This is a genomic window from Azospirillum oleiclasticum, assembly GCF_013423485.1.
Lineage (GTDB): Bacteria > Pseudomonadota > Alphaproteobacteria > Azospirillales > Azospirillaceae > Azospirillum > Azospirillum oleiclasticum.
The window spans coordinates 1-20,795 of record NZ_JABFFR010000064.1; the positions used below are offsets into that span (position 1 = coordinate 1).

A 20,795-nucleotide genomic window follows, 5' to 3' on the forward strand; every position below is an offset into this window, starting at 1 on the left:
TCAGAGGTTCAAATCCTCTCCCCGCAACCAAATTAAGCCCGTCAGATCAGGCGCTTAGCCTCGCTCTGGCGGGCTTTTTCATGTGTCACGGCCGTTGGCACACGATAGCGACAAAAACACCAGCATTCGATGACCTGATAGGTGCCGGACAGGGAGAGGGTCGTGTGTGCTCGGTGATGTCCATCCCGACGGTGCCATAGCCGACGCGCTTCGTCTGATGCATGACGTCGTCGAAGACATTGCGATCCTGCCCGACGGCCGAAAATCGACAACGAAGCCGTCCGGTCTCGCCGGCCGGGCTGCCCCTGGCCCTGGAACAGGTCGGCGGGGCCACGCAGGACCTCGATGCGGTCGTACAGCTTGGCAAAGGCCACCTTGGAATAGGTGCCGATCACCGTCTGCTGGTAGACGCGTCCCACCCCCTTCAGGGTGCCGACATGGAACGTGTCTTGGGCGATGCAATAGCCTGGACATTCGCTGTCGAACTCGCCGTGGGCCTCCTTGTCAGCCTTGGCCTTTTCCAGAGTCACGACCTGGGCCTCGGTGAGCACGGCGCCGGTCCCGGCGACCATGGCCTCCAGGGCGTTCAGGCGCTTCTTCATGTTTTCCAGGTCGTGACGCTGCCACACGCACCGCACGCCGAAGGGAGAAATGCTCATGCCGCGCTTCTTGAGCTTGTTGGCAACCCGCACCTGCCCCCTGGCCGGCTGGTCCGTGGCCAACTCCACCGCCGCCGCCTTGATCGCCGGACCGCCGCGGTTCTTCGGCAATGGTTTGTATTGGCGAGACATCTCCTGGAGGGCGGCCTCGCCGCCGGTCTCGTACAGCTCCTTGAAACGGTAGAAGCTTTCGCGGCTGCTACCCATGATCTGGCAGGCCTGGCTGACATTGCCGAGCTGTTTCGCCAGTTCCAGCACACCGACCTTGCCGCGAATCACCGTCTGGTCCTTGGTCATCGGGGAGCTCCCGATGTCCACCCCGGCGGCAATCTCCCCGCCATTTTACCCAGTTGTCAGGTTTAGTCTAAACTTCTGCAGCTTCTAGGCGCGTGATGGCTACGAGCGTGGGGTGCGCCAAGCATTGCTCGAAGCCAATGTGGTGGTCCACAGGGTCAACCCACTGCGCGTCCGGCTCTACGCGCGCAGTCTCGGCCGGAACGCCAAGAACGATCGGATCGATGCCCGCCTCACTGCCCGTTACGCGCAGGCTGCCGAAACCCGCGTTGAGCGCCGAGAACTCCAAGCGCCTGGCGCTGATCGAACGCCAGATCGCCGACACCGAGGCGCTGATCCTCGAGGCGGTTCCAGCGCTTCCGGACGCCGAGGACAAGCTCGTGCGGCCCAAGACCGTCAAAGGGGTCAAGCAGGTCACCGCCGTCACCCTGCTGGCCCTCCTGCCGGAGCCGGGTTCCCTTGATCGACGCGCCATCGCCGCTCTGGTCGGCTTGGCACCGTTCGACCGCGACAGCGGTACACTGAAGGGAACCCGCAGCATTGCCGGCGGAAGTGCCGCCGTGCGCACCGTGCTCTACAAGGCCGCCCGCCGCGCCGCAGCCCTCAGCAAATCTCCCCTCGGCGACTTCTACAGGCGACTCGTCGACAGCGGAAAATCCAAAAAAATCGCCACCGTCGCCTTCACGCGAAAAATGATCGTAACCCTCAACGCTATCCTCCGAGACCGCCAACCATGGCGCCACGCCAACCCCTGGAAGACACAGTAGCTCCCCCGCCTTTGGCGCGGGCCCCTTCCCTCTCCCGCCGGAGGCGGGCGAGGGGGATTCACGCCGTCGCCATCGTCTGCCGCACCGCCGTCACGGTCCCGCCGCCTTCGATGGTGACGACGCGGAGCGCGTTGGTGCGGCCGGGGGTGCCGAAGGGGACGCCGGCGGTGACCACCAGCGGCCGGCCCTCGGTGCCGATGCCTTCCTGGAGCGCCATGACGCAGGCGCGCTCCACCATCTCGCCGAAATTGGACACGTCGTCGGTCCAGATCGGCCGCACCCCCCAGGCCAGCGCCAGCCGCCGCGCCGTCTCGCGCCGGGCGCTCAAGCCCAGGATCGGCACGTTCGGCCGCTCGCGCGAGGCGCGCAGCGTGGTGGAGCCGGTGGTGGTGAAGGTGGCGATGCCGGCGGCGGAGATGGTCTCCGCGATCTGGCGGGCGGCGGCCGACAGCGCGTCCGAGGTGGTGGCCTCCGGCTGCGGGTGCTCGGCGTCCATGATGGTGCGGTAGAGCGGGTCGCGCTCCACCCGGGTGACGATGCGGTCCATCATCTCCACCGCCTCCACCGGGTAACGGCCGCTGGCCGATTCCGCCGACAGCATCACCGCGTCCGCCCCGTCATAGACGGCGGTGGCGACGTCCGACGCCTCGGCCCGCGTCGGGGTGGGCTCGCCGATCATCGATTCCAGCATCTGGGTGGCGACGATCACCGGCCGGCCCAGGTTGCGGCACAGGCGGATGATGCGCTTCTGCAGGCCCGGCACATCCTCCGGCGGCAGCTCGACGCCCAGATCGCCGCGCGCCACCATCACCGCATCGGACAGCATGACGATCTCGCGCAGGTGGGTCAGCGCCGCCGGCTTCTCGATCTTGGTGATGATGTGGGCGCGGTCGCCGATCAGCGCCTTCGCCTCCCGGATGTCGTCGGGGCGCTGCACGAAGCTCAGCCCGATCCAGTCCACCCCCAGCGCCAGCCCGAATCGCAGGTCGGCGCGGTCCTTGTCGGACAGGGCGCCCAGCGCCAGCGCGGTGTCGGGGACGTTCACGCCCTTGCGGTCGGACAGGGTGCCGCCGACCGTCACCTCCGTGTCGATGCGGTCGGCGTCGCGGGCCAGCACGCGCAGGCGGATGTGCCCGTCGTTGACGAACAGGTTCTGCCCCGGCTCCACCGCCGCGAAGATCTCCGGGTGGGGCAGGGAGACGCGGGATCCGTCGCCGGGCGTCGGGTCGCGGTCGAAGCGGAAGCGGTCGCCACGCTGGAGCGTCACCGGGCCGTTGGCCATGGTGCCGACGCGCAGCTTCGGCCCCTGCAGATCCAGCAGCACGCCCAGCGGCCGGCCCAGCGTGTCCTCCACCGCGCGGATCTGGCGGTAGCGTTCGGCGTGGTCGTGCTGGGTGCCATGGCTGGCGTTCAGCCGGAACACGTTCACCCCCGCCTCGGCCAGCGCGAAGATCCGGCTGTAGGTCGAGCTGGACGGCCCCAGCGTGGCGACGATCTTGGTGCTGCGTTCGCGGGTCATGGGTTCGCTCCGGTTGCTCGCCCCGGTGGTGAGGGGGGAGACGTCGGGGCCGGATGCTGGGGCCGGTGCCGGTGGAGGGCAAAGCGGCGGGACCGGCTTTTCCGTCAGCCGGAAAAGGCGTCGGGAACCCCGGGAATTTGCTTGTGACGCGAACAATTTCCTGTCGATACTGGCTGCGGGAAAACGTTTGCGGGCCCTGCGATGCAACATCGTTTCGCAGCTGCAACAGCAGACGGCAGGGGGAGTGCGGCGCGACGCCGGGTCAAGGCGACGGCGCTCGGACAACGACGGGGAGGTCAGCCATGGGTCCAGTCACGTCCAAACCCAGACCGCCGGGTGGCGCGCCGACGCTGCTCGGCGTCATCGCGCGCCCGCTCCTGTACGGGCTGGTCGCGGCGGCCGGGCAGATGGTCATCACCGGCGCCGGGGCGGCCGAACTGGGCACGCTCAACGCCCTGCTCTGGTACACCTATTAGCGGCGGGTCCCGATCCCGGCCGTCGGGACCGGAGGGGGGCAACGCGTGCCATCGGACGTAGTTGCGCAGCCGCGGCCCGCCGCGACGGTGATCCTATTGCGCGACGGCGCCGACGGGCCGGAGGTCTATGTCATCCGCCGCCACGACGCCCTGGCCTTCGCTGGCGGAGCGACGGTGTTCCCCGGTGGCCGCATCGATCCGGCGGATGGCGATCCCGCTTGGGCGGACCTCTGCCCCGGCACCGGGGATGATCACGCGTCGCGCATCGCCGCCATCCGCGAGACCTTCGAGGAATGCGGCCTGCTGCTGGCCCGCCCGGCGGGTGGTGGGCCGCTGATCGATGAAGCCGCGGTGACCGGGGTGCGCGCGCGGTCGGGGTGGGGCGGTGAATCCGGCTGTCCGCCCTTCCTCGAGCAGATGCGCCGGGAAGGGCTGGAACTCGCCGCCGACCGGCTGCTGCCCTTCGCGCGCTGGCAGACGCCGGAGTGGGTGCACCGCCGCTTCGACACCCTGTTCTTCCTGGCCGCGGCACCGCCGGGCCAGACCGCGTCCTTCGACCGGCGGGAGGCGGTGGAGGGGCTGTGGGCCACCCCACGCGCGCTGCTGGCGCGGGCCGACGCCGGCACCGTCCGGCTGGTCTTCGCCACCCGCATGAACCTGATGCGCCTGACCGCCTTCGGCAGCGTCGCCGAAGCCCTGGCCGCGGCCGGTCGGCGCCCGATCCGCCCCATCCTGCCGCGCCGCGTGGACACCCCCGCCGGCCCGGTCCTGCGCATCCCCGTCGACGCCGGCTACGACCCGGCCGAACTGCCCGTGGAGTTGGTGCGGTTGGGGTGAAAGGCACGTTTTCCGAAGTCAATCCGGCGTTCGATTTCCATTCCGCGATGCTGATTGCGCGGGTACTATCGCACTACGCGATTCCAGAGCTTCTTGTGGTGCTCAGGGCGTTGCCGGACGCGCCGTCTTCCCGCGTTGAGCTTTTTGGCGGTTGGGCTGTGGCGCTGTGCATGTTCAAGGTGGATGGGAGGACGGCGGGGATGCGTGGCGTTTGTCTGGTGTTGACGGTGTTCTTGGTCGGGTGCAGCAGCGGAACTATTCCAATATGGATCCTGCTTCCCGATGGCCGTGGGGCTTACACCTTCTCTGTGGGTACCAGTTCTACAGACGCCGGCGCTATAGAGCGGGCCGTTGCGGGCAAGGTAAAAACTGACGATATCTGCCCAGACGATTATGACCTGGTTGCTACGAAAGTCCATAATAAAAGTTCGTTTGGAATGACTTTCAGTGCGATCGTTGCTTGTCGTTGAAGCCGTATAACGGCTTGGATTATCGCCGCTTAATCATGAATCGGCTAACCTAATGTTGTCCGGTGCGGCTGGGAAGAGAAAGCGTTCTTAATGGCCGCTCGCCTTGGGCGGCGAATCCTTGTGTCTTGCACGACGCGCACCTTCCCGTGATTCAAGCATCGTTCCGCCACCACCGGGGTGACGCGAGCCGCATCCCGGTGAGCGCCCCATCATCATGTTGACATCTGGCATACCATATGCCAAGATCATTGTACGTCCCGCTGACGATCAGCCCGGACCCGAATTGCCCAGCCACGTCACCCCAACCAAGCGCCCAGGGGAGGAGCACATGAAGGTCGAAGACATTCTTCGGAACAAGGGCACCCGCATCAACATGGTCCGGGTCCACGAGACGGTGGAAACCGCGCTGAGGCTGCTCAAGGTCGAGAACATCGGCGCGCTGGTCGTCAAGGACGTCTGCCGCACCGAGGGCAACACGGTCGTCGGCATCATCTCCGAGCGCGACGTGGTGCGCGGGCTGGTCGATCAGGGCCCCGGCATCCTCAAGCAGCCGGTCTCGGCGCTGATGACCCGCAACCCCATCACCTGCACCCCGTCCGACCCGATGGAGCGCGTGCTGTCGCTGATGGACGAGCATTCGATCCGGCACATTCCCGTTCTCGACGGGTTTACGCTGGTGGGTGTCGTCAGCGTCCGCGACCTGATCCGCCTGCAGCTCGACCAGACGCGGGAGCATCTCCAGCCTGCCGCGGCCTGATCCGGTCTGCCATCATCGGGAGGGACGCCGCCCCGGCGCCCCGTCCGCAAGGCGCGGGCGGTGGCGGCGGGGCGGCCGGTTGCGTTTGCGGCGGAGAGTTGACCCATGACCACGCTCGTCTTCACCCACCCCGACTGCCTTGCCCACGACACCGGCCCAGGCCACCCGGAGCGGCCCGACCGGCTGCGCGCCGTGTGGCAGGCGCTCGACGAGGAGCGTTTCCGCCATGTCGAGCGGCGCGAGGCGCCGATGGCGACGCCCGAACAGTTGAAGGCGGTGCACGACCACGAATACGTGGACCTCGTGCTGGAGTCCTTCCCCACCCAGGGCTGGCTGCGGCTGGACAGCGACACCGTGCTGTCGCCGACCTCGCGGCCGGGCGTGCTGCGCGCCGCCGGCTCCGTCTGCGCCGCCGTCGATGCCGTGCTGGCGGGGGAGGCGGACAACGCCTTCTGCGCCGTTCGGCCTTGCGGCCATCACGCGGAGCAGGCGCGGCCGATGGGCTTCTGCGTCTTCAACAACATCGCGGTGGGGGCGGCCCACGCCCGCGACCGGCACGGGCTGGAGCGGGTGGCGGTGGTGGATTTCGACGTCCATCACGGCAACGGCACCCAGGCCATGTTCTGGGACCGGCCGGAGCTGTGGTTCGCCTCGACCCACCAGTACCCGCTCTACCCCGGCACCGGGGCGGCGGGGGAACGCGGGCGCTACGGCAACATCGTCAACGTGCCGCTGCCGCCCGGCACCGACGGCGAGATCTTCCGCGAGGCCTTCGCCGCGAAGGTCCTGCCGGCGCTGGAGGCGTTCCGGCCCGATCTGGTGATGGTCTCCGCCGGCTTCGACGCCCACCGCAGCGACCCGCTCGCCAGCCTCAACTTCGAGGCCGAGGATTTCGCCTGGGCCACCACGGAGCTGGTGCGCGCCGCGGGCCGGCTGTGCGGTGGGCGGCTGGTCTCGGCGCTGGAGGGCGGCTACGACCTGGCGGCGTTGCGCGACTGCACGGCCGCGCATCTGGCGGCCCTGCTCGACGGCTGAGGCGGGCGGCGCCCGCCACCCGACCCGGTCCCACCCGACCCGGCCGGTGACGGGCGTCGCTCAGGCCACGGAATCGAGGTCGAAGACCAGCGATCCGTTGTGCGTCATCTTCTGATCGTCGCCCAGCAGCTCGCTGCCGGTGGACCGCACATAGAGCGCGTCCTCCGCCTGCAAGGTCGCCCCGCCGACGATGACCTTGTCGATGTAGAGGTTGCGGTCAAGGTCGGGGCGCATGCCCCAATCGTCGTTCAGGAACTGGATGCGCAGTTCCGCGATGTCGGATGGTGCGGTGAAGGCGATGTCCTGCCAAGCCCCGGCAGCATGGTCGGCGGTCACGCTGGTGACGGACCCGATCTGCTTGCCGTCGGCCAGCACCTTGACCATCGGGTCCCCCTTCCAGGCATCGCCGGAGGCGCGCACGGTCAACGCCACCGTCTCCGGCATGGCCGGGGTCGATGGGGTGGGGGCCGGGGGCGCCGGGCTCTGGGGTTCGGGAGCGGGGGCCGGGCTGGCAGCGCCGCTGACGATGAAGTCGTCGGCGTTGAACTGCGCCACCGTGGTGCCCTTGAACAGCACCGTGTCGCCGCCGGCCAGGCTCAGCAGCGTGTCCTCCCCGCGCTGGCTCAGCCCCGCCCGGATCGGATCGAAACCGGACAGGCCGTAATTCTCCAGCCGCACCACGTCGCCCTGCGCGGCGTTGAAATCGGCCACCACGTCGTGGCCGGTGCCGTTGCGGACGACGAAGCTGTCCTTGCCGCCGCCGCCGGTCAGCAGGTCGTTGCCGCCCATGCCGTTCAGCACGTCGTTGCCGGAACCGCCGGTGATCCGGTTGGCGAGCGCGTTGCCGGTCGCCGACTGGGCGTAGCCGCCGATCAGCGTGATGTGCTCGACGTTGGCGGGCATGGTGTAGGACTTCGCCCAGCTATCGACGCGGTCGATGCCCTCGTTCGCCTGCTCGACGATCACGTCGCGGGGCTGGTCCACGACATAGACGTCGTGCCCCTTGCCGCCGATCATGGAGTCGTTGCCGCCGCCGCCGTTGATGTAGTCGTTGAGATCGTTGCCGGTGATGGTGTCGGCGTTGCCGGTGCCGCTGCGCGAATACTGGGTGCCGGTGGGGGCCGCCTGCGGCGCCTCCGGGTTCCAGGCCGGGCGCGGGGCGGGGGGCGTGCCGCCGAAGGTGAAGTCGTCTGCGGCGAAGCTCTCCACCTTGCGGTTGGTGAAGGTCAGCACGTCGTCGCCGGGCAGGTTCAGCACCGCATCCTTGCCGTACTGCTCCAAGGCACCCTGCACGTCGGCGAAGCTGCGCAGGCTGTAGCTCTCCAGCCGCACGACGTCGCCGGCACCCGCCCCGCCCTGGAAATCGACGATGGTGTCGCGGCCGTTGCCGGAGCGCATCACGAAGCTGTCGTCGCCGGAGCCGCCGCGCAGCACGTCCTTGCCGGCGCCGCCGTCCAGCACATCGTCGCCGGTGCCGCCGACGATGCGGTTGTCGAGCGCGTTGCCGATGCCGGTCTGGTTGCCGTTGGACAGCAGCGTCAGGTTCTCGACGTTGTCCGGCAGCTCGGTGCGGGCGAGCGTGCTGCGGATCTCGTCGGTGCCCTGGCCGGCCGCCTCCACCACCTGGTCACCGGCGTTGTCCACGTAGTAGCTGTCGTCGCCGGCGCCGCCGTGCATGCCGTCGGCCCCGGCACCGCCGTCGATCTTCTCGCTGCGGTCGGTGCCGTGCAGCGTGTCGTCGCCGGCGCCGCCCTCCACGATGTTCTTGGGCGCGCCGCCGAACTCGTCGCGGAAGACCTCCGACATGGTCGGGTACTGGCCGTTGTCCAGCTTGCCCTTGAAGTCGATGTTGGAGTTCCAGTAGCCGGTGTAGGCCACGTCGTGCTTGGCGAACCAGTCGGCGAAATGCTTGACCAGCGGCCCGGACTCGTCGGTGGACAGGCCCCATTCGGAATAGGCGGTCTTCTTGCCGTGGGCGGCGGCGAATTCCTGGTGCCAGCGCAGGCCGTAGGCCTCGTTGACGATGCGGTCCCAGGCCTGTTCCGGGTCCTTCGGGTGCCAGGCGGGGTTGTAGTAGACGTCCATCCCGATCACGTCGACATAGTCGTCGCCGGGATAGGCCTTCTCCGGGTTCATGCCCATGTCGCCGTGGTTGGGCGTCCACTCGAACTTGAAGCGGTCGGAGACGGAGCGGAAGCTGTCCACGAACTCCTTCCAGGCCTGGATGTAGGTGCCCTCGCGGCCTGCGGCCTTCCAGGGGAACCAGCCGCCGTTGAACTCCCACATCGTGCGGATGTGGATGTCGCCGTCCGGCGCGTCCGCGGCCAGGGTCCTGGCGACCTCGACGTAATGGCTGTTGTATTCCCCGCGCGCCGCGGCCTCCAGGTTGCCGGCGTTGGTCATGTTGGGGACGGACCACATGACCGGCTGATGGATCCCGTCCCACAGATCCGCGGCCCATTTGGCGCTGCCGGTGAAGTCGGCCCAGGATGCACGGCCGATGTAGGCGGCGACGAGATCCGCCGGGCGGCCCAGCCACTCGTCGAAAGCCTTCACCCCGTCCGGCGAGTTGCCGACATAGACACCGAGTTGCGTCACGGTAATTCCCTCCAAGGCAAGCGCGGAGCCGTCCGCCGGGCCCGCCGGAGCGGACCCGCGGTCCGTATCCGCTCATGGTTGCCAAGACCTTAAGAGAGTCGGGCGCTCCATGACCTGTGATGGTTTTCGGCTGGCGATGCTCCTTCGTGAAGATGTCAGGCCGTTGGGGAACCCGGCTAACACCTTCGATAGGGTGTAATTTTCCGATCGCCATTAGAATGGTTGTGGAATTCTTGTTTTTTGACGACCGGGCATGGGCGATGTCTTCTTGCGAAATCTGTGTCGCCATCTGGGAATTGCGGCCCGGTCCAATGAAGGATTATCGGGACATACAAAAGAGTGCTATGGTGCGGCACGAATTGGCGACCGACTTTCGCAGTGTTTCGTAGCAAGCCGCAGCTCGGTCGGGGGGAGGAGGGAAGACGGTGAATGGATGGAGCCCGGCCGCCCTTTCCGGATGGCCGGTTCGTCGTCTGCTGGGCTTGTTGCTGCTGGTGGCGCTGCCGCTGCTGGCCTTCGAGCTCCATGCGGTGTTCGAGATGCGGGCGGAGCGCGAGCGGGAGGTCGGCCAGGACGCCCGGCGCCTTCTCGATCTGGTCGACGCCGAACAGCAACGGATTTCCGATGACATCCACCACATGCTTGTGGTCCTGACCGAAATGGGCATAGGCCGGCTGGACGCAGCGGCTTGCAACGACACGCTGGCGCGGATCAGGCAGCGCTTCCCGCCCTACCTCGCGATCCAGACCTTGGATCGCAATGGCGTCGTCCGATGCGCCACCCAGCCGCGGACCATCGGGCTTTCCTTCGCCGACCGTCCCTATTTCCGCGAGGCGCTGGACGTGGACGAGGTCGTGTCCAGCCCCTATCTGCTGTCACGCGTCAGCGGATTGCCTGTTGTCTCCTACTCCCGTTCGTTCCGGACGGACGACGGGGCGCCGGATGGGGTGGTGGTCATCCTTCTCAGCGTCCGCTGGCTGGAGCGCTATCTCGCCCAGACGCCGTTGCCGCCGGGGGCGACCGTTCTCATCGCGGACCGTTCGGGCACGGTGCTCGCCCGGGTGCCGGAACTGCCGGGCCTGTCGGGGCAGCCCCTGCCGGAGCGGTACCGGCCGCTCTGGGAGGCCGGAGCGAAGGGCGTGTCCGCGCTGACGGGCATCGACGGCGTGACCCGCATCACCGCTTATTCGCCGTTGGGCGTCGGCAACCGCGACACCTTCATCGAGGTCGGGCTCGACAGGTCGGTGGCGCTGCGCCGGATCAACGCCGCCGCCGGGCGCTCGTTGCTGATCTTCGCGGGCGTGCTGGTGGTGGCGGGAACCGGTGCCGTGTGGGGCATCGGCCGGCTGGTGCGGGCGCAGAGGCGGGCGGAGGAGAGCGCGCTGAAGACCGCCCGGGTGCTGGCGAGCACCGTGGACGGGGTGGTCGAGCTGGACCGGTCCTGGCGCTTCACCTACCTCAACGACAGGGCCAGGGCGCTGATCGCCGATGGGCGCGATGTGACGGGGCGGGTGCTGTGGGACGAGTTCCCGGAGCTGGTGGACAGCCCGCTGTGGGACCTCGCCCACCGCGCCATGGTCGATGGCCGGCCGGTCGATGCCGAGTTCCACGGCACGCGCACCGGCCGCTGGTTCTGGATGCGCGCCTTCCCGTCGGACGACGGCATGTCGGTCTATCTGCTGGACATCAGCCGCCGCAAGCGGGCGGAGGAGGCGCTGCGGGAGAGCAACGACCGGCTGAGCCTCGCGCTGCGATCCGCCCACGCCGGCACCTTCGAATGGGATCTGCGCACCGGGCTGGGGCACTGGTCGGAGGAGAGCTGCCGCATCTTCGGGCTCGACCCGGCGACCTGCGCGGCGAGCAACGCGGTCTGGGTGACGGTCGTCCACCCCGACGATCTGGAGGCCGCCAGCCTGTCCAGCCGGCAGCAGCTCTTCACCGAACGGCGGCCGGACTTCCTGCTGGAATACCGCGTCGTCCACGCGGACGGCAGCGTCCGCTGGGTGTCCACCATCGGCCGCGTCACCTACGACGCCGACGGCACGCCGCTCAGCTCGCGCGGGCTCAACATCGACGTCACCGAGCGGCAGGCGCTGGCCGAGGCGCTGCGCCGCAGCGAGGAGCGGCTGGGCATCGCGCTCGCCGCGGCGGACGCCGGGCTGTGGGACATCGACCTGCGCACGGGAACCGCCACCTGGTCGGACGGCATGTACCGGCTGTTCGGGGTCGAGCCGGCGGCCTTCACGCCGACGGAGCAGAGCTTCCTGGGGCTGCTCCATCCGGACGATCGCGAGGCGGTGCGCCGCACCACCCGCGCGGCGGCCGAGGCCGTCCAGCCGGACTACCGGGCGGAGTTCCGCATCCTGCACCCGCGCGAGGGTGTCCGCTGGATCCTGGGCATCGGCCGCGCCGCGCGCGACGGCACCGGGGCCGTCATCCGGCTGAGCGGCCTGAACATCGACATCACCGAGCGCAAGGCCATGGAGCAGGCGCTGCGCGAGGCCAAGGCGAAGGCTGACGACGCCAACCTCTCCAAGTCGAAGTTCCTGGCGGCGGCCAGCCACGACCTGCGTCAGCCGCTGCAATCGGCCCTGCTGTTCGCCGGTGTGCTGCAGCAGCACCTGCGCGGCACCGACGGGGCCGGCCCGCTGGCCTCCCTGGAGCGCACGCTGGAGACGCTGAAGGACCTGCTGGACGGCCTGCTCGACGTGTCGCGGCTGGAGGCCGGGGTGGTGGTGCCGAAGCTGGAGGATCTGGCCCTCGCCCCGTTCCTGTCGCGGCTCGCCGCGTCCTATGGCCCGGCGACCTCCGGAAAGGGGCTGGACCTCCGGGTCGAGTGCGACGACCGCGGGTTGGCGGTGCGCAGCGACGCCGTGCTCCTGGAACGGATGCTGCGGAACCTTCTGGAGAACGCCATCCGCTACACGCCGCACGGCCACGTCCGCCTGACCTGCGCGGCCGACGGGCGGGCGGTCCGCCTGATGGTGGAGGACAGCGGGATCGGCATTCCGCCGGAGCATCTGCCGCGGGTGTTCGACGCGTTCCATCAGGTCGGCAACAGCGAGCGCGACCGGTCGCAAGGGCTGGGTCTGGGGCTGGCGATCGTGCAGCGGCTGTCGACCCTGCTCCACCATCCCGTGACGGTGCGGTCGGACCCCGGTGTGGGATCGGTCTTCACCATCGAGGTGCCGCGCGCCGTGGCGCCGGAGCGGACCGGATCCGGCACCGGCGCTGCCGAGGCCGGCGGTCCCGGCGGCCTGGCGGTGCTGATCGACGACGACGTGATGGTGCTCGTCGGCATGCAGAGCATGTTCCGGGACTGGGGCTACGAGGTGATCGCCGCCGGCTCGGCCGAACAGGCGATCGAACGGCTGACCCCCGTCCGCCGCGTGCCGGACATCGTCGTTGCCGATTACCGCCTGCGCCAGGGCGAGGTCGGCACGGACGCCGTGGAGCGGGTGCGCGCGCTGGTCGGCCAGCGGGTGCCGGGCCTGATCCTGACCGGCGAGATCGGCCAGGATTGCGAGCGCGCCGCTGCGGCCCACGGACTTCCCGTCGTCCGCAAACCGGTCACCCCGCGTCAACTGCGGGCGTCGGTGCTGGGGCTGCTGCGCCGGACGGGGTAGGGGATTGGCACGCTTTCTGCAAAACTCGTTTGCCTACTGACGATTTCCGTCGGCGGGCGCCGAAACGACCGACCGCTCCGAAGGAGACCACCCCGTGACCCAGCCTCTCCGCACGGCAGTTGCATCGATTTTCATCCTGGCCGCCACGGCGACCGCCCCTGCCTCGAAGGCCGAGGAGTTCAAGAAGGAGAACTTCAACTACAGCACATTCGCCAAGGGCGCCTTTTCCGAGGCGGTGACGGTGACCGGCCCGGCCAAGACCATCTATCTCGCCGGCATCGGGTCGGAGGATCCCGACGACGGGTCGGTCCGCCACAAGGACGATTTCCTGGCCCAGTGCCGCTTCGCGTGGTCGAAGGTCGCCGCCGCGCTGAAGGCCAACGGCGCCACCCTGTCCGACATCGTCAAGGCCACCAGCTATGTGACCGACGTGCGCTACCGTGACGAGATGCGCCAGTGCCGCAAGGACACCTTCGACGGCATCCCGCTGCCCCCGCACACCTTCCTGCAGGTCGTCGCCCTCGCCCGGCCCGGCATGATGTTCGAGGTGGACGTGGTGGCCGCGGTCCCGGCGGGGAAGTAACGGGCCGTCATCACGATCGGCTCGCTTCGGGGTTGTCCGCCAGGCTCAACCCCGACCCGGCCGCGCCGCCCAAGGCGCCGCGGTCACCGTTCACCGATTGTGGAAGTCTTGAGGAAGATGGTGGGTGTACAAGGACTCGAACCTTGGACCCGCTGATTAAGAGTCAGCTGCTCTACCAACTGAGCTATACACCCATCGCACTCTTCATACGACGATTTGAGCCGCCGTCTTCGCCGTTGCGGCCGTGGCCGTCAGCGAGGACGGCGGTATAGCAAAGGCCGTCGGGGCTGTCGACAGGAAAATGATGCGGGCTTGGCGATTCCGCCGGCCGGCGCTTCTCTCTCCCCTGTCCCGAAGCCTATGCACCGCTGGATGACCATCCGCCGAGGCTCCGACGAAAGAGCGCGGTCACCCGGCCGGAAGATGCGTGGTTGCGGTGGTGGCACGCCTTTAGAGTGTGGGTGTTGAACGCTCCGCCATCCCGTTGGGCATGCTTGGAATTGGGAGGAAGAGCCGTGGTCGATCCGACCCCCGAGCCGCGTCTGGCCGATCTCCTGCGCGACGACACGCTCCGGCTCCTGATGGACCGGGATGGCGTCACCGACGACGCCTTGCTGGCCCTGCTGGGCCGTATCCGCCGCCTCCGCCGCGCCGCCGAGGCCGCCGCCCCAAGCCGGGAGCTTGCGTGATGGCCCCCTTCGACGCCTCCGTCATCATCCTGCCGGACGTGCCGCTCCTGCCGCCCCCGGCACCCGTGAGGGCGATCGCGGCGCCGGTGCGTCGCCGTCGGGCCGCCCCGAAAGCGCGGACCGCGTGCCCGCTGACGGCACGGCGCGGGGCGGCGGCGGCGGATGCCTGCACCGCCACCTCCTGCTGCGGCTGCCCGCTGCTGGTCGATTGGATGTAGGGGAGGGGCCTCAGCCTCCGCTGTCCCGGCCCCCGCCGTCGCGACCGCGCGGCGGCGGGGCCTCGGCTACGGCGGCGCGGCCGGGGTCGCGCTTCTGGCACTCGATCAGGATGTCGCGGGCGATCGGGGCGGCGACGGCGGACCCGCCGCCGCCATGTTCCACGATGATGGAGCATGCGTAGCGCGGCGCGTGCACCGGGGCGAAGGCCACGAACAGCGCGTGGTCGCGCTCGCGCCAGGGAAGATCCTCGTTCTTGCGGACGCCGGTGTTGCGCTCCGCCATGGTGATCCGTCGGACCTGGGCGGTGCCGGTCTTGCCGGCCATCTCCATGCCACCGTCGGGGATGCGGGCCTTGAAGGCAGTGCCGTTGGGGGCGTTCACCACCTCGTTCATGCCGCGCACGACGAGGTCCAGATTCTCCTTGCGAACGCCGATGCTGGGCCACACGGTCTGCTCGACCGGGCCCTGCCGGATCTGCTTGGTCAGATGCGGCTTGACGGCGAAGCCTCCGTTGGCGATGCGCGCGGTCATCACCGCCAGTTGCAGCGGCGTGGACAGCACATAGCCCTGCCCGATCGAGGCGATCAGCGTCTCGCCCTGCTGCCAGGAGGTGCCGAGCGCCGCCTTCTTCCAGTCGATGGAGGGGATCAGGCCCGGTCGCTCGTGCGGCAGGTCGAGCCCGAGCTTCTCTCCCATACCGAACCGGTGCGCCATCTCCGAGATGCGGTCGATGCCGATGCGGCGCGCCAGGTCGTAGAAGAACACGTCGCAGGAATGGCGCAGTCCGCCCACCATGTCCACGGTGCCATGGCCGCCCTTCTTCCAGCAGTGGAAGCGGTGATCGCCCAGATCCATATGGCCGGGGCAATAGGCGGTGTGACGGTTGCTGACCAGTCCGGATTCCAGCGCCGCCAGCGCCACGATCATCTTGAAGGTGGAACCCGGCGCGTATTGCCCCGCCACCGCCTTGTTGGTCAGCGGCGTGGTCGGGTTGGACAGCAGATCCTCCCACAGCTCGGCGTTGATCCCCATGGTGAACTGGTTGGGGTCGTAGCTGGGGTGGGAACACAGCGCATAGATGCCGCCGGTGTTCACGTCCATCACCACGCCGGCCGCGCTCTTCTCCTGCCCCAGCCGGTTCTGCATGAACTGCTGGAGCCCGACGTCGAGGGTGAGCTGCACCTCGCGTCCCGGCTGCCCCTCGTCGCGCGACAGCTCGCGGATCACCCGGCCGACGGCGTTGACCTCGAGCTGGCTGGTGCCGGCCGTGCCGCGCAGCGCCTTCTCGTGGTACTTCTCGATGCCGTTCTTGCCGGTGCGGAAGCCGGGCAGGGACAGCACCGGGTCGCCCTTCTGCAGCTCCGCCTCCGACACCGCGCCGACATAGCCCAGGATATGGGCGGTCGCTTCGGTGAAGGGGTAGTGCCGGATCTCGCCGACCTCGATGGAGACGCCGGGCAGGTCGGGGGTGTTCAGCTCGATGGTGGAGACCTGGTCCCAGTTCAAATTCTCGCGCACCGTCACCGGCACGAAGCGGCGCTTGCGTTGCGCCTCGCGCATCACCCGGCGCCGGTCGGCGTCGGTCAGCGGCACGATCTGGGAGATCTTGTCCAGCGTCTCGTGCAGGTTGCGGGTGCGCTCGGCAACCGCCACCACGCGGTAGTTCTGCTGGTTCACCGCCAGCGGCACGCCGAAGCGGTCCACGATCGGCCCGCGCGACGGGGCGACCAGCCGCAGGCTGATGCGGTTCTCCTCCGCCAGCATGGTGTATTTCTGCGATTGCACGACCTGGAGGTAGTAGAGCCGGCCGACCAGCGTCGACAGCAGGCCCAGCTTGATCCCGCCCAGCACCAGCGTGCGGCGGGTCAGGGTGCGGTAGCGGTCGGTGTCGCGGTCCATGATGGGGACCCCTCTCCGGTCAGCCGTGCAGGAAGGCGCGGTGGATGCGCACGAACAGCCACGCGAACATGGGGAACAGCGCCAGTGTCAGCATGGCCTGGCCCAGCGCGGTGTCGAGTCGCATCAGCGTCGCGTTGAGTGCCGAATACGCCGCCCATTGCAGGAAGGCCGCCCCCAGGACGATCAGGCCGAAACCGAACCACATCAGCGCGAAGGTCCCCGTCAGGAAATAGCGGCGCTGGTTCAGCACCACCCAATGCACCGCCAGCAGCACCAGCGCGTTGAGGCCGAGCGGGCTGCCCGACAGCAGATCCTGCAGCAGCCCGATCAGGAACACCGCACTGGGCCGCAGCAGGTCCGGCCGGTGGATCGTCCAGTAATAGACCGCCATCAGCGCCAGAGCCGGCGCCACCGGCGCGTAGAGCGGCAGGTGCAGCGGCACCATGCCCACCAGCACCAGGAACACGGTCACCGCGAACGGCGCCAGATTGCGCCCGGCGCGGTCGATCCGCTGCCAGAAGGTGATGGTCATTTCGCGCCGGCGCCGGGCTCGGTCTCGATGGGGCCGCTGCCCAGCCCGAAATCGACCAGCCGCAGATGCTCGATCCGGCCCAGCTCGGCCAGCGGCTGCACCTTGATGCCGCGTTCGCCCACGCTGGCCACCACGCCGATGGGGATGCCCGCCGGAAACAGCCCGCCATGGCCGGAGGTGACCACCCGGTCCCCGACCGCCACCGGCGACTCCGGCGGCAGGTAGAGCAGCCGCGGCTGGTCGGAATTGTCGCCCGCCATCACCGCGCGCAGGCGGCTCGACTCCAGCGACACCGGGATGCGGGCGTTGATGTCGGTGATCAGCAGGATGCGCGACGACCACTCCCCCACCTCGATCACCCGGCCCACCATGCCCGCCCCGGCGATGGCCGCCTGCCCCTTGCGCACCCCGTCGCGGTTGCCGGCGGTGACCACCAGCGTGCGGACGAAGGAACCGCCGGGGGTGGCGATCACCCGCGCGGTGATGTAGGTCAGCCCAGGCTCCGGCTTGAACTTCAGCAGGGTGCGCAGGCTGTTGTTCTCCGACTCCAGCCGCAGCGCCGCCTGGCGCCATTGCAGCAGCCGGGCGTTCTCGGTGCGCAGGCGCTGGTTCTCCTCGTAGACGTTCTGGTACTCGACCAGCGATTCCACGAAGCGCGCGGCGGTGGCCGCCGGGCGGGAGAAGGCGTCCAGGATCGGCACGAAGGCGTCGGTCACGCGGGCCCGCACGGTGTCGACAAGCACAGCGTCGATCTTGCCCACCATCATCAGGCCGATCGACGCCAATACAAGCAACAGGAAAGAAAAACGCTGGGCCAGAGCCTTCAGCGGCGCGGCAAAACGCACGACGGACCCGGATGTGCGTGGCTTCACAGGATCATCCCGTCAAGGAACGCTGACCGACCGGCGCCCTTCGACCATGGTGTGACAATGAAGTCCGTCAACCATGGCCCACGACATCGCAGGGCAAGCGGAGCCTTGGTCAGGGATACACCATCAATAGGCGCTGACCAAGACGTTTCGCAGCGTCTTCATCTCTTCCAGCGCGCGCCCTGTCCCCAGAGCAACACAGGACAGCGGGTCGTCGGCGATCGACACCGGCAGGCCGGTGGCGTGGCGCAGCACGAAGTCCAGATTGCCCAGCAGGGCGCCGCCGCCGGTCAGCACGATGCCCTTGTCCACGATGTCGGCCGCCAGCTCGGGGGCGGTGTGCTCCAGCGCCACCTTGACCGCCTCGACGATGGCCGACACCGGTTCCGCCAGGCTGTCGGCGATCTGCCGCTCGGAGATGATCAACTCCTTGGGCACGCCGTTCATCAGGTCGCGGCCCTTGATCTCCAGGATGCGGCCCTCGCCGTCCTCCGGCGGGCAGGCGGAACCGATCTCCTTCTTGATGCGCTCGGCCGAGCCCTCGCCCACCAGCAGATTGTGGGTCCGGCGGATGTAGCCGATGATCGCCTCGTCCATCTTGTCGCCGCCGACGCGGACGGAGCGGGAATAGACGATGCCGCCCAGCGACAGCACCGCCACCTCCGTGGTGCCGCCGCCGATGTCCACCACCATGGAACCGGTCGGCTCGGTCACCGGCAGGCCGGCGCCGATGGCGGCGGCCATGGGTTCCTCGATCAGGAAGACGCGGCGGGCGCCGGCGGCCTCCGCCGATTCCTGGATGGCGCGGCGCTCGACGGCGGTGGAGCCGGAGGGCACGCAGATGATGACCTGGGGGCTGGCGAAGCTGCGCCGGTTGTGCACCTTCCGGATGAAGTGCTTGATCATCTCCTCGGCGACTTCGAAGTCGGCGATCACGCCGTCGCGCAAGGGACGGATGGCCTGGATGTTGCCGGGCGTGCGGCCCAGCATCATCTTCGCCTCGTCGCCGACGGCCAGCACCTGCTTCTTGCCGCGCACGTTGGCGATGGCCACCACCGACGGCTCGTTCAGAACGATGCCGCGCCCCTTCACATAGACCAGGGTGTTGGCCGTCCCCAGGTCGATCGCCATGTCAGCCGACAGCACGCCGAGCAGTTTGGAAAGCATGGAGCGGACTACTTCTTCTGATCGGTTGAGAGGGCGGAAGCGAAGGGCACGCGGCCGGCTGCGGAAAAGGCCGACAGGGTTTTCCTAGACGAACACCCCCACGCACTCAAGGGAAGAGTGACGGCGCGGTGGACGTTGCGGTGCCGGGAGCAGTCCTGAACATTCGGCGGAGCACCGGTCGGTGCGGTCATCGGCGGTGTCTTCCTCACCACGGGCGGGCCCGGACCGTCGACACCCGTTCCCGGATGTTCCGGGACCGGCCCTCGAACGGGTCGCAGACTCGCCATTCAGGGTTAATTTTCCGTCAACGCCACTGTCCGGCGTTGCCGTCCGCATGGATCCCAGGCGCGGAAGCCCGCTCTTCTAAGCGGATTCGCCGCCCGGCGCAACAGCGCATGTCCCGGCCCATCGCAATGCCCGCCCACCGGTGGTGCCGGTCCTACCCACAAGGTCCCCTGTCCATCCGCGCCGCGGCACAGAGTCGAGCCGCTTCCCGTTGTCCTTGAGGCGACCACGATGATCGGGGGCGGAGGATGTTGCGGGTCATCCTGGCGGGCGGGCTGCTGGCGGCGGGCGTCATGGTGGGCGGCACGGGCTTGGGCGGTGCCATCGGGGCGTCGGCACCGGCGCCACCGGCTCCGGGGCCGGTGGTGTCCGCCACCGCTGGGGAGACGTCCGCCGGTGCCCTGTGGGCCGATCTCGACGACACCGCCGGTGACATCCTGGAACGGCGGCAGACCGACTGGTCGGTGTCCGCCGGCCGCTACCAGACCGTGGAGGAGCGGTCCTACGCCCTGAACCGTCTGCTCGACGCGGCGCTGGAACGCCTGTCGGACGGCGAGGCGACCGGTTTGCGCGCGCGCATCGCCGAGTTGCGCCAGCGCCTCGCCGAGCGCGAGGGGGAGGTTGCCGACCTCCGCGCCGGCATGGTCGCCCTGCCGGCGGAGCGTTGCGACGCCGCGGGGGCCGACGCGTCGTGGGTGGGGCGGCAGATCGCCTGCGCCTTCGCCACCTCCCGCGCCGATCAGGCGGCGCGCATCGCCGAGGCCCGCCGGCAGGCGGACGAGCTGACCGCGGCCATCGAGCAGGCCAAGCAGGAGTTCACCCGCAGCATGGAGGCGCTGGGCATCCGGCTGTCGGGCGAGCAGGTGGACGGGCTGCTGCGGCTGGCGACCGCCGGCGATGTGGTGGCGGCGCACACGGTCTATGACAATCTGCGGCGGGTGAACGAGGAGCTGCACCGCGCCACCGTCAGCAGCGACGAGTCGGTCGAGGTTGCCCGGCGCTACTACGGCCTGTACGCGGTGCTGCTGGAGGTGGCGTTGCACATGCACGAGCGCTTCCTCGACACCGTCCGCAACCACCACATGCCCCGGCTGACGGCGGTGGAGGAGGAGGCGCGCGCGGCGCGCGCCGAGGCGGCCGACATGCGCCGGCGCGAGCGTGACGGGGTGCTGGCGGCCCAGCTCGACGCCAACATGAAGGCGCTGGATCTGACGCTCCAGGCAGCGTCGCTCTATCGGCGCACGCTGGAGGAACAGGTCCAGGCTGTGACCGCCGCCTGGAAGCGGGTGGGGCGGCAGCGCGACGTGGCGGTGAACACCTGGCGCACCGTGCGTGCCTCGGCCGACATGCTGGCGATGATGAGCGAGAGCGGCCGGGCCTTCGATGCGCTGCTGACGCTGGAGCTGCCGCCGCCCCGCGTCTTCGACAACCAGCAGCTCAAGCGCGAGTTCGAGCGGTTGACCGACCGGCTGGTGGCCGAGCGGCGGTAAGCGGCGTTCGGCCTGCTTGACAGG

At 68.9% G+C, this 20,795-nt stretch carries 17 protein-coding genes, 1 tRNA gene and 1 pseudogene; 11 read left to right on the forward strand and 8 right to left on the reverse strand.

The genetic code is table 11. The annotated features are described in order from the left end of the window. Positions 1-347: 347 nt before the first annotated feature. Positions 348-956 (reverse strand): annotated as a pseudogene (locus HL658_RS34950) (helix-turn-helix domain-containing protein); the annotation flags it as partial. A gap of 221 nt (positions 957-1,177) precedes the next feature. Here HL658_RS34950 and HL658_RS34955 point away from each other — a divergent pair. Next, positions 1,178-1,720, forward strand: coding sequence for a transposase (locus HL658_RS34955; protein WP_180283223.1), 543 nt, complete (start codon positions 1,178-1,180; stop codon positions 1,718-1,720). 58 nt (positions 1,721-1,778) lie between these two features. Here the strand turns inward: HL658_RS34955 and pyk are convergent, their stop codons facing one another. Continuing rightward, positions 1,779-3,239: a pyruvate kinase gene (gene pyk, locus HL658_RS34960; RefSeq protein WP_180283222.1), complete on the reverse strand. Its 1,461-nt coding sequence runs from the start codon at positions 3,237-3,239 to the stop codon at positions 1,779-1,781. A gap of 302 nt (positions 3,240-3,541) precedes the next feature. Here pyk and HL658_RS34965 point away from each other — a divergent pair, with 302 nt between their 5' ends. The 5 genes from HL658_RS34965 (at position 3,542) to HL658_RS34985 (ending at position 6,814) form a co-directional block, all read left to right on the forward strand. Next, positions 3,542-3,715, forward strand: coding sequence for a hypothetical protein (locus tag HL658_RS34965; protein ID WP_180283221.1), 174 nt, complete (start codon positions 3,542-3,544; stop codon positions 3,713-3,715). Positions 3,716-3,760: 45 nt separating this feature from the next. Then, the gene (locus tag HL658_RS34970; protein ID WP_180283220.1) at positions 3,761-4,552 is read left to right on the forward strand and encodes an NUDIX hydrolase; all 792 of its coding nucleotides are present in this window, start codon (positions 3,761-3,763) and stop codon (positions 4,550-4,552) included. After that, the gene (locus tag HL658_RS34975) at positions 4,549-5,022 is read left to right on the forward strand and encodes a hypothetical protein (protein ID WP_180283219.1); all 474 of its coding nucleotides are present in this window, start codon (positions 4,549-4,551) and stop codon (positions 5,020-5,022) included. The genes HL658_RS34970 and HL658_RS34975 overlap by 4 nt, the downstream gene beginning before the upstream one ends. A 328-nt stretch (positions 5,023-5,350) precedes the next feature. Continuing rightward, on the forward strand, positions 5,351-5,779 hold the full coding sequence (locus HL658_RS34980; protein ID WP_180283218.1) for a CBS domain-containing protein: 429 nt from the start codon (positions 5,351-5,353) through the stop codon (positions 5,777-5,779). Positions 5,780-5,884: 105 nt separating this feature from the next. Further along, the gene (locus tag HL658_RS34985) at positions 5,885-6,814 is read left to right on the forward strand and encodes a histone deacetylase family protein (protein ID WP_180283217.1); all 930 of its coding nucleotides are present in this window, start codon (positions 5,885-5,887) and stop codon (positions 6,812-6,814) included. Between the two features lie 60 nt (positions 6,815-6,874). Here the strand turns inward: HL658_RS34985 and HL658_RS34990 are convergent, their stop codons facing one another. Continuing rightward, positions 6,875-9,412, reverse strand: a complete 2,538-nt coding sequence (locus HL658_RS34990) for a carbohydrate-binding domain-containing protein (protein WP_180283216.1) — start codon at positions 9,410-9,412, stop codon at positions 6,875-6,877. Between the two features lie 425 nt (positions 9,413-9,837). Here HL658_RS34990 and HL658_RS34995 point away from each other — a divergent pair, with 425 nt between their 5' ends. Both HL658_RS34995 and HL658_RS35000 read left to right on the forward strand, forming a co-directional pair. Next, positions 9,838-13,038 (forward strand): PAS domain-containing protein, encoded by a 3,201-nt coding sequence (locus HL658_RS34995; protein WP_180283215.1) that lies wholly within the window; start codon positions 9,838-9,840, stop codon positions 13,036-13,038. A gap of 94 nt (positions 13,039-13,132) precedes the next feature. Further along, the gene (locus HL658_RS35000) at positions 13,133-13,621 is read left to right on the forward strand and encodes a Rid family hydrolase (RefSeq protein WP_180283214.1); all 489 of its coding nucleotides are present in this window, start codon (positions 13,133-13,135) and stop codon (positions 13,619-13,621) included. Between the two features lie 118 nt (positions 13,622-13,739). Here the strand turns inward: HL658_RS35000 and HL658_RS35005 are convergent. Beyond that, a tRNA-Lys gene (locus tag HL658_RS35005) sits at positions 13,740-13,815 on the reverse strand. Between the two features lie 321 nt (positions 13,816-14,136). Between HL658_RS35005 and HL658_RS35010 the strand changes: the two genes are divergently transcribed. After that, the gene (locus tag HL658_RS35010) at positions 14,137-14,310 is read left to right on the forward strand and encodes a hypothetical protein (protein WP_180283213.1); all 174 of its coding nucleotides are present in this window, start codon (positions 14,137-14,139) and stop codon (positions 14,308-14,310) included. Beyond that, on the forward strand, positions 14,310-14,528 hold the full coding sequence (locus HL658_RS35015) for a hypothetical protein (RefSeq protein WP_180283212.1): 219 nt from the start codon (positions 14,310-14,312) through the stop codon (positions 14,526-14,528). Before HL658_RS35010 ends, HL658_RS35015 begins: the two co-directional genes overlap by 1 nt. Positions 14,529-14,538: 10 nt before the next feature. On the opposite strand, the gene mrdA is transcribed toward HL658_RS35015, so the two are convergent. The 4 genes from mrdA to HL658_RS35035 form a co-directional block, all read right to left on the reverse strand. Next, entirely contained in the window at positions 14,539-16,428 is a 1,890-nt protein-coding gene (gene mrdA, locus HL658_RS35020) for a penicillin-binding protein 2 (RefSeq protein WP_180283211.1), read from the reverse strand. 19 nt (positions 16,429-16,447) lie between these two features. Continuing rightward, positions 16,448-16,960 carry a rod shape-determining protein MreD gene (mreD, locus tag HL658_RS35025; protein ID WP_180283210.1) on the reverse strand — a complete coding sequence of 171 codons (513 nt, stop codon included), beginning with the start codon at positions 16,958-16,960 and terminating at the stop codon, positions 16,448-16,450. Beyond that, entirely contained in the window at positions 16,957-17,832 is an 876-nt protein-coding gene (mreC, locus tag HL658_RS35030; RefSeq protein ID WP_180283209.1) for a rod shape-determining protein MreC, read from the reverse strand. Before mreC ends, mreD begins: the two co-directional genes overlap by 4 nt. 123 nt (positions 17,833-17,955) lie before the next feature. Further along, on the reverse strand, positions 17,956-18,996 hold the full coding sequence (locus tag HL658_RS35035; RefSeq protein WP_180283208.1) for a rod shape-determining protein: 1,041 nt from the start codon (positions 18,994-18,996) through the stop codon (positions 17,956-17,958). 533 nt (positions 18,997-19,529) lie between these two features. Between HL658_RS35035 and HL658_RS35040 the strand changes: the two genes are divergently transcribed. Then, positions 19,530-20,771, forward strand: a complete 1,242-nt coding sequence (locus tag HL658_RS35040; RefSeq protein ID WP_180283207.1) for a hypothetical protein — start codon at positions 19,530-19,532, stop codon at positions 20,769-20,771. The last annotated feature ends 24 nt before the right edge of the window (positions 20,772-20,795 follow it).

Excerpts from the sequence above, each read along its gene's own strand:
- HL658_RS34980 (WP_180283218.1), top strand. The coding sequence starts at position 5,351 with ATGAAGGTCGAAGACATTCTTCGGAACAAGGGCACCCGCATCAACATG.
- HL658_RS34955 (WP_180283223.1), top strand. The coding sequence starts at position 1,178 with ATGCCCGCCTCACTGCCCGTTACGCGCAGGCTGCCGAAACCCGCGTTG.
- mreD (WP_180283210.1), bottom strand. The coding sequence starts at position 16,960 with ATGACCATCACCTTCTGGCAGCGGATCGACCGCGCCGGGCGCAATCTG.
- HL658_RS35040 (WP_180283207.1), top strand. The coding sequence starts at position 19,530 with ATGTTGCGGGTCATCCTGGCGGGCGGGCTGCTGGCGGCGGGCGTCATG.
- HL658_RS35035 (WP_180283208.1), bottom strand. The coding sequence starts at position 18,996 with ATGCTTTCCAAACTGCTCGGCGTGCTGTCGGCTGACATGGCGATCGAC.
- HL658_RS35015 (WP_180283212.1), top strand. The coding sequence starts at position 14,310 with ATGGCCCCCTTCGACGCCTCCGTCATCATCCTGCCGGACGTGCCGCTC.
- HL658_RS34985 (WP_180283217.1), top strand. The coding sequence starts at position 5,885 with ATGACCACGCTCGTCTTCACCCACCCCGACTGCCTTGCCCACGACACC.
- mrdA (WP_180283211.1), bottom strand. The coding sequence starts at position 16,428 with ATGGACCGCGACACCGACCGCTACCGCACCCTGACCCGCCGCACGCTG.
- pyk (WP_180283222.1), bottom strand. The coding sequence starts at position 3,239 with ATGACCCGCGAACGCAGCACCAAGATCGTCGCCACGCTGGGGCCGTCC.
- HL658_RS34965 (WP_180283221.1), top strand. The coding sequence starts at position 3,542 with ATGGGTCCAGTCACGTCCAAACCCAGACCGCCGGGTGGCGCGCCGACG.